Source organism: Streptomyces sp. NPDC037421, assembly GCF_055602105.1.
This window is the reverse complement of record NZ_JBVJWV010000006.1, coordinates 346,754-354,907: the sequence shown is the minus strand read 5'-3', so window position 1 is coordinate 354,907 and position 8,154 is coordinate 346,754. Positions and strand designations below refer to the sequence as shown.

The 8,154-nt window shown below is 72.2% G+C and carries 6 protein-coding genes and 2 pseudogenes; 3 read left to right on the top strand and 5 right to left on the bottom strand.

Annotated elements, in window-relative coordinates:
• From ACZ7IF_RS12750 to ACZ7IF_RS12730, 5 genes and pseudogenes are all read right to left on the bottom strand, one after another.
• Nucleotides 1-154: pseudogene (locus ACZ7IF_RS12750) on the bottom strand (2-oxoacid:ferredoxin oxidoreductase subunit beta); the annotation flags it as partial.
• Entirely contained in the window at nt 147-2,093 is a 1,947-nt protein-coding gene (locus ACZ7IF_RS12745) for a 2-oxoacid:acceptor oxidoreductase subunit alpha (RefSeq protein ID WP_470968160.1), read from the bottom strand. The gene ACZ7IF_RS12745 and the pseudogene ACZ7IF_RS12750, both read right to left, overlap by 8 nt.
• A 214-nt stretch (nt 2,094-2,307) precedes the next feature.
• Complete coding sequence (locus tag ACZ7IF_RS12740; RefSeq protein ID WP_470968223.1) at nt 2,308-2,967, bottom strand: response regulator transcription factor; 660 nt, start codon at nt 2,965-2,967, stop codon at nt 2,308-2,310.
• Nucleotides 2,968-3,369: 402 nt separating this feature from the next.
• Nucleotides 3,370-4,662: a sensor histidine kinase gene (locus ACZ7IF_RS12735; RefSeq protein WP_470968157.1), complete on the bottom strand. Its 1,293-nt coding sequence runs from the start codon at nt 4,660-4,662 to the stop codon at nt 3,370-3,372.
• Between the two features lie 361 nt (nt 4,663-5,023).
• Nucleotides 5,024-6,184 carry a sensor histidine kinase gene (locus ACZ7IF_RS12730; RefSeq protein WP_470968150.1) on the bottom strand — a complete coding sequence of 387 codons (1,161 nt, stop codon included), beginning with the start codon at nt 6,182-6,184 and terminating at the stop codon, nt 5,024-5,026.
• Nucleotides 6,185-6,340: 156 nt separating this feature from the next.
• On the opposite strand from ACZ7IF_RS12730, the gene ACZ7IF_RS12725 reads away from it, so the two are divergent.
• The 3 genes and pseudogenes from ACZ7IF_RS12725 to ACZ7IF_RS12715 all read left to right on the top strand — a co-directional run.
• Nucleotides 6,341-6,748, top strand: coding sequence for an NADH-quinone oxidoreductase subunit A (locus ACZ7IF_RS12725; protein WP_042801540.1), 408 nt, complete (start codon nt 6,341-6,343; stop codon nt 6,746-6,748).
• Complete coding sequence (locus ACZ7IF_RS12720) at nt 6,739-7,338, top strand: NADH-quinone oxidoreductase subunit B (protein WP_405979222.1); 600 nt, start codon at nt 6,739-6,741, stop codon at nt 7,336-7,338. Before ACZ7IF_RS12725 ends, ACZ7IF_RS12720 begins: the two co-directional genes overlap by 10 nt.
• Nucleotides 7,335-7,724: pseudogene (locus ACZ7IF_RS12715) on the top strand (NADH-quinone oxidoreductase subunit C); the annotation flags it as partial. The gene ACZ7IF_RS12720 and the pseudogene ACZ7IF_RS12715, both read left to right, overlap by 4 nt.
• Between the last annotated feature and the right edge of the window lie 430 nt (nt 7,725-8,154).

The following is an 8,154-nucleotide window of genomic DNA, read 5'->3' as shown; positions in this document are numbered from 1 at the left end:
GGACGGCGTAGTCCCCGCAGCCCGGACACCAGCGGACCTCCTGGTCCGACTTGAAGTCCTTCATCGACTGCTTGGCCTCGGCCTTGGGGACCAGGGAGAGCAGGGTGGGGACGCCGGTGTGTGCGTCGGTGTGTGCGTCGGTCACCTCAGTCATTGATGGCCTCCTCGAGGACCTTCGCGAGCTGCTCCGCCTTGAAGGGCATTCCGTTGACCTGGTTGTACGACTGGGCGTCGACCAAGTACCTCGCCCGGATCAGGGTGGCCAGCTGCCCGAGGTTCATCTCCGGCACCACTACCTTGTCGTAACGCTTCAGGACCTCTCCGAGATTCCTCGGGAAGGGGTTGAGGTGGCGCAGGTGGGCCTGCGCGACCGGGGCGCCGGCGGTGCGCAGCCGGCGGACGGCGGCGGTGACGGGGCCGTAGGTGGAGCCCCAGCCCAGGACGAGGGTGCGGGCGCCGTCCGGGTCGTCGACCTCCAGGTCCGGGACCTCGATGCCGTCGATCTTGGCCTGCCGGGTGCGGACCATGAAGTCGTGGTTGGCCGGGTCGTAGCTGATGTTGCCCGTGCCGTCCTGCTTCTCGATCCCGCCGATCCGGTGCTCCAGACCGGGCGTGCCCGGGACCGCCCAGGGGCGGGCCAGGGTCCGCGGGTCCCGCTTGTAGGGCCAGAACACCTCGGTGCCGTCGGCGAGGGTGTGGTTGGCCGCCGTCGCGAACTGGACCTTCAGGTCGGGGAGGTCCGCCACGTCCGGGATCCGCCACGGCTCGGAGCCGTTGGCGAGGTACCCGTCGGAGAGCAGGAAGACCGGCGTCCGGTAGGTGAGGGCGATCCGCGCCGCGTCGAGCGCCGCGTCGAAGCAGTCCGCCGGGGTGCGCGGGGCGACGACCGGGACGGGGGCCTCGCCGTTGCGGCCGTACATGGCCTGGAGGAGGTCCGCCTGCTCGGTCTTGGTCGGCAGCCCGGTCGAGGGCCCGCCGCGCTGGATGTCCACGATCAGCAGCGGCAGCTCCAGGGACACCGCCAGCCCGATGGTCTCGGACTTCAGTGCCACGCCGGGCCCGGAGGTGGTCGTCACGCCGAGCGCGCCGCCGAAGGCCGCGCCGAGGGCGGCGCCGATGCCGGCGATCTCGTCCTCGGCCTGGAAGGTCCGTACGCCGAAGTTCTTGTGCTTCGACAGCTCGTGCAGGATGTCCGAGGCCGGGGTGATCGGGTACGAGCCCAGGTAGAGGGGCAGATCGGCCTGCTGGGCCGCCGCGATCAGCCCGTAGGAGAGCGCCAGGTTCCCGGAGATGTTCCGGTAGGTGCCCGTCGGGAAGGCCTTGGTGGCCGGGGCGACCTCGTAGGAGACGGCGAAGTCCTCGGTCGTCTCGCCGAAGTTCCAGCCCGCGCGGAAGGCGACGATGTTCGCCTCGGCGATGTCGGGCTTCTTCGCGAACTTCTGCCGCAGGAAGTTCTCGGTGCCCTCCGTGGGACGGTGGTACATCCAGCTCAGCAGGCCCAGCGCGAACATGTTCTTGCTGCGCTCGGCCTCCTTGCGGGAGAGCCCGAAGTCCTTCAGGGCCTCCACCGTCAGGGTGGTCAGCGGCACCTGGTGGATGTTGTACGCGGAGAGCGAGCCGTCCTCCAGCGGGGAGGTCTCGTAGCCGACCTTGGCCATCGGGCGCTTGGTGAACTCGTCGGTGTTGACGATGATCTCCGCGCCGCGCGGCACGTCCGCGATGTTGGCCTTCAGCGCCGCCGGATTCATCGCGACCAGCACGTTCGGTGCGTCACCCGGGGTGAGGATGTCGTGGTCCGCGAAATGCAGCTGGAACGACGACACGCCCGGCAGGGTCCCGGCGGGGGCCCGGATCTCGGCCGGGAAGTTCGGCAGCGTCGAGAGGTCGTTGCCGAAGGACGCCGTCTCCGAGGTGAAACGGTCACCCGTCAGCTGCATACCGTCACCCGAGTCACCCGCGAAACGGATGATCACCCGGTCGACACGGCGGATCTCCTTGCCGGCTCCATGGGGCGCAGTCGCGGTGCGCTGCTCCCCGATGGACCCGCCGGCCCCGTCGGCCTGCTCGGCCGGGCTACTGACCTGGCTGGTCACTGAACTGGACCTCCTTCGAGGCGGGGGCGCTCGTTCCCAAAACCAACCCTACGTCCGTAAAGTCGTCCGGCCCTGGGTCGCCCGCATTCTGGACCGCCCCTTACGGGGAGGTCTGTCCGACAGACGTCGTGCACAACTCGAAATATTCCAAATCACCCGGCGGTCGCCGTGGCGCGCCGGAACGGCGCGCCTTACCTGACAGATTGTCAGTTAATCAAGACCTCAGGTAGGTGAGGACCGCCAGTACACGCCGGTGATCCCCGTCACTCGGGGACAAACCCAGCTTCATGAAGATATTGCTGACGTGCTTCTCCACGGCCCCGTCGCTCACCACGAGCTGCTTGGCCACAGCGGAATTCGTGCGTCCTTCAGCCATCAGGCCCAGTACCTCGCGCTCGCGCGGGGTCAGGCCGGCGAGGACGTCCTGCTTCCGGCTGCGGCCGAGCAGCTGCGCGACGACCTCGGGGTCCAGCGCCGTTCCGCCCCGGGCGACGCGGACGACGGCGTCGAGGAACTCCCGGACCTCGGCCACGCGGTCCTTCAGCAGGTACCCCACGCCGGTACTGGAACCGGCCAGGAGTTCGGTGGCGTACTGCTCCTCCACGTACTGCGACAGCACCAGCACGCCGATGCCGGGGTAGTCGCGGCGCAGCCGCACGGCGGCCCGTACGCCCTCGTCGGTGTGCGTCGGCGGCATCCGCACGTCGGCCACCACCACGTCCGGCAGCGTTCCCTCGGCCGCCAGGTCCGCCACCGTCTTGAGCAGGGCTTCCGCGTCCCCGACGCCCGCCACGACGTCATGCCCCCGGTCGGTCAGCAACCGGGTCAGGCCCTCACGGAGCAGCACTGAATCCTCGGCGATGACGACCCGCACCCTGTCTTCCACGTTCCCGCAGCTCCCGCGTCCACTCGTCGACCCACTTGGCAGAGCCAAGCATCCCAGCCGGACCGCCCCCAGGGGGCGGATCCAAGCCAAGGCCGGAAGACATGACCGAATCCAGCCTGGCCGACGTTCGAGGCGCTCGGGGCGCCTCCCAGCGGTATCTGGGGGAGCGTCGGGGGGCGGAGCCCCCTGTAAGGGGTCCGGGGCGGATCCCTGGGGGTACCTCTGGGGGTCCACCTCCGGACGGAGTGGGGGAGGCGGCTGGGGGAGGCGGCCGGGGGAGGGACGGCGGAAGGGCCGGCAGCGGGCCGGCCCTTCCCACCGGCCCGCCACCCGCACCCGGCAGGGGCCGGGACCCGGCAGGGGCCGGGACCCGTCAAGGGCCGGGACCCGTCAGGCCCGCCACGGCAGCTCGGCCGTGACCACCGTCCCCTCCCCCTCGGGGGAATCCACCACGAACACCCCGTCCACCGCGTCCAGCCGCTCCGCGAGCCCGGCCAGCCCGCTCCCGCCCGAGGCTTCGGCGCCGCCCCGCCCGTCGTCGGCCACCCGCAGCAGCAGCCGCGCCCCCGACTTCCAGACCTCGACGCTCGCGCCCCGCGCCCCCGCGTGCTTGCTGACGTTCTGAAGCAGCTCGGAGACCGTGAAGTACGCGATCCCCTCGATCGCCGCCGCCGGCCGGGCCGGGAGATCCACCTCCACCTGTACCGGAACCGCGCACCGCGAGGCCACCGACGACAGTGCCGCGTCGAGCCCCCGGTCGGTCAGCACCGCCGGGTGGATGCCCCGGGCCAGGTCCCGCAGCTCCTGGAGGGCGATCTTCACCTCGCCGTGCGCCTCGTCCACCATCCGGGCCGCGGCCTGCGGATCCTCGGCCAGCTTCTCCTTCGCCAGCCCCAGGTCCATGGCCAGCGCCACCAGCCGGGCCTGCGCCCCGTCGTGCAGGTCGCGCTCGATCCGCCGCAGATCGGCCGCCGCCGTGTCCACGACCGCCCCGCGGTCGGACTCCAGCTCCATGACCCGGTCGTCCAGGCGGGACCGGCCGAGCAGCCCGCTGACCAGCACCCGGTCGGCGGTGGTCAGCGCCCGCAGCACCCACGGGGTGGCCAGCGTCAGGCCCAGCCCGATGACGAAGGCGCCGGCGATCGTCGCGGGGGAGTCCACGTAGAAGGCGTACTCGTCGTTCTGGAGGACCGGCAGTCCCGGCAGGTCGGTGAAGGCCGGGAAGACCCAGAACCACAGCGGGTACAGCAGCATGCTCCAGCCGGCGGTCCACAGGACGAGCGCCGTCGAGAAGGTGAACACCGCCCAGGGCAGGTGGACCACGCAGTACAGCACGTGCCGCCAGGCGCTGCCGTTCTTGAGCAGTGCCCCGAGCCTGGCCACCGCCCCGCCCTTGCCCGCCCGGACCGGCGCCGGACCGGCGAGCGGCACGCGCAGCATCCCGCGTACCCGGGCCCGCTCCACCCGCCCGAAGCCCCGGCACATGGCCAGCACCCCGGCCAGCACCGGCACCCCGACGAACGTCACGAGCAGCCCCGCGCCGATGGCCACTCCGGTGACGGCGAGCGAGAAGTACAGGGTGCTGAGCGGCAGGCCCACCAGCAGGTAGGCGAACTCGCGCCAGGTCTGCGCCATCACCGGAGCCCGCAGCACCGCCCTGCCGATGCCCTTGCCGTTGCCCATGATCCCGCCCCGCCCTTCAGCTCGTCCTCGACCCCTCAACCGTGCCGCCCGCCCCTCTGCCCGAACCATGCGGCAGGTCGGCGTCTCCCCAGTGGGGTTAACCCCACCCCCACCCCGAGCCCGCCCCACACCAGCCCCGCCGGCGTCCGAGCAACCCCAGCCCCGCCGACGCCCGCCCCACCCCAGCCCCGCCGGCGTTTGAGGCGCGGGTCCGGGCGGAGCCCGGGGAACGGGCGAAGGGCGGGTAGGGGACCAGTCCCGCGCAGCGGCACACGGCCCGCACCCGGCACGGCCCGGCACCCGGCACGGGCCCGGCACCCGGCACGGGCCCGGCACCCGGCACGGGCCCGGCACCCAGCCCCTACGCGCGGCCGCGCCACGGCAGCTCGGCCGTGACCACCGTCCCCTCCCCCTCGGGGGACTCCACCACGAACACCCCGTCCACCGCCCGCAGCCGCTCCGCGAGCCCCGCCAGCCCACTCCCGCCGGAGGCATCGGCGCCGCCCCGCCCGTCATCCGCCACCCGGATCAGCAGCCGCGCCCCCGCCCGCCACACCTCGACGCCCGCGCCCCGCGCACCCGCGTGCTTGCTGACGTTCTGCAACAGCTCCGACACCACGAAGTACGCGATCCCCTCGATCGCCTCGGCCGGCCGCTCCGCCAGCTCCACGTGCACCTTCACCGGCACCAGGCACCGCGAGGCCACCGACGACAGCGCCGCGTCGAGCCCCCGGTCGGTCAGCACCGCCGGGTGGATGCCCCGCGCGAGGTCCCGCAGCTCCTGGAGCGCCAGCTTCACCTCGCCGTGCGCCTCGTCGACCATCGCCGCCGCGCCCTCCGGGTCCTCCAGCAGCTTCTCCTTCGCCAGACCGAGCCCCATGGCCAGTGCCACCAGCCGGGCCTGCGCCCCGTCGTGCAGGTCGCGCTCGATCCGCCGCAGATCGGCCGCCGCCGTGTCCACGACCACCCCGCGCCCCGACTCCAGCTCCGCGATGCGCCGCTCCAGCTCGTCGGAGGGCGACAGCAGGCCCCGTACCGTCGCGCGGTCCACGTTGGCCAGGCCGCGCACCACGTACGGCAGTACGGGCCACAGCACGAACAGCCCGGTCAGCGCGATACTGAAGGTCAGTACTCCCCACGGCAGCCGGACCAGTGCGTACAGCACGGTCCGCCAGCCCACCGGGTCCTTGATCCCGGCCCACAGCCAGGCGAAGAACCCGCCGGCCCGCTTCGGCCCCGGCAGCGGGGTCGGCTCGTCCACCCGTACACCGAGCAGGGCCCGTGCCCGGGCGCGTTCGAGTTTCCCGAGCTGCCGAGACCCGAGGAGACCGCACGCGACCAGCGGCAGTCCGATCGCGGTCACGGACAGACCGCCCGCCGTCGCAATCATGAAAACCGTGTAAACGAATCCGATCAACGCCACCGGCAGGTTGCTCAGGAGGTAGGCGATCTCCTTCCACGTGGCCGCGTCGAAGGCGGGGCGTACGGGAGGGGGAGCGGAAGCTTGATCGTTCGCGGTCATGCGGCTCAGCCTGCCAATTCCGCCCCGCCGACGCCATGGGGCAGCCAGGCGCCAGTGAACGGGGGGTAACCCCACCCCGTGCGGCCCAGGCCCTAGACTCCCTGCCGTACCAGATCAACCTGATCGTCGACAGTTGCCGAGGAGCGAGGAACGGACGTGCCCGACCCAACGGTATCGACAGCAACCGTGATCGCAGCGGACTACTTCCGGAGCTATTCGGTCGTCGGCCTGCTCGCTGTCGTCGGCGTGCTCTTCGTCGCCGTGGCCTTCGGCGCCGGCCGCCTGCTGCGGCCCGTGGTCCCGACCCCCGAGAAGCTGCTGACGTACGAGTGCGGCGTGGACCCCGTGGGCGAGGGCTGGGCTCACACCCAGGTCCGCTACTACGTCTACGCGTTCCTGTACGTCATCTTCGCCGTCGACTCGATCTTCCTCTTCCCGTGGGCGACGGTGTTCGCCGCCGCCGGTTACGGCGCCACGACCCTGGTCGAGATGTTCATCTTCCTGGGGTTCCTGGCCGTCGGCCTGCTCTACGCGTACAAGAAGGGCGTCCTCGAATGGACGTGACACCGGCCGTCACCCCGGAACCCCAGCTGCTTCCGGAACCGAAGAGGCTGGGAGTGCTCTCCCGCCTCGCCCCGGAGCCCATGAAGGTGGTCCTGAACTGGGGCCGCCGCTACAGCCTGTGGGTCTTCAACTTCGGCCTCGCCTGCTGCGCGATCGAGTTCATCGCCGCGTCGATGGCCCGGCACGACTTCATCCGCCTGGGTGTCATTCCGTTCGCGCCGGGCCCGCGCCAAGCCGACCTGATGATCGTCTCGGGCACGGTGACGGACAAGATGGCCCCGGCCGTCAGGCGCCTGTACGAGCAGATGCCGGAGCCGAAGTACGTCATCTCCTTCGGCGCCTGCTCCAACTGCGGCGGCCCGTACTGGGACTCGTACTCCGTCACCAAGGGCGTGGACCAGATCATTCCGGTCGACGTCTACGTGCCGGGCTGCCCGCCCCGCCCGGAGGCGCTCCTCCAGGGCATCCTCAAGCTCCAGGAGAAGATCGCCCGGGAGTCCCTCGCGGACCGCTACGCGGCATCGCCCTCCGTCGCCCAGCTCACCAGCGGCCTCGTCGCGGCGCCGCCCGCACCGGGGGCCGGCGCGTGAACCTCTACGACTCACTCCCCGAAGCGGCCGGCACGGTCTTCGGTGCCGAGGCCGTCGCCTCGTCCGCGTACGAGCTCCTCACGGTCGACGTCCCCGTCGGCTCCTGGATCTCCTCGCTGGAGATCGCCCGCGACAAGCTCGGCTGCACCTACTTCGACTGGCTGAGCGCGGTCGACGAGCCCGATACGGGCTTCCGCGTCTGCGCGCACGTCGTCTCCCTGGAGAACCACCGGGTACGCCGCCTGCTGCTCCGCACGACCGTCCCGCACTCGGCGCCCTCGCTGCCGTCTGCCGTCGACGTGTACGCGGGCGCCGCCTGGCACGAGCGGGAGACCTTCGAGATGTTCGGGGTCACCTTCACGGACCACCCCAACCTCGTCCACCTGCTCCTCCCCGAGAACTTCGAGGGACACCCGCTGCGCAAGGACTTCGTGCTGGCGGCGCGCGTCGCCAAGGCGTGGCCCGGGGCCAAGGAGCCGGGCGAGGCGCACGACCCGGACGCGCCCAAGCGCCGCCAGATGCTCCCGCCCGGCGTGCCGGACCCGAACGACTGGGGCCCCCTCAAGGGCCAGCTGCCCCCCGCCCCCGCCCGGCCCGCCCGCACCCCGCGCGCCGCCGGGGCCGGCCCGGCCCGCACCCCGCGCGAGGGCGCCCCGGTGCGCCGCGCCCGCTCGGTGACGGAGGGCTCGGCCACCCAGGCCGCGGCCCCCGACGCCCCGGAGACCCCGCCGCGCCCCGCCCGCCGTACCCGCTCGGTGGCGGACGGCTCCGCCAGCCAGGCCGCCCCGGCCCCGACCCCGGCCCCGGCGGCCGACG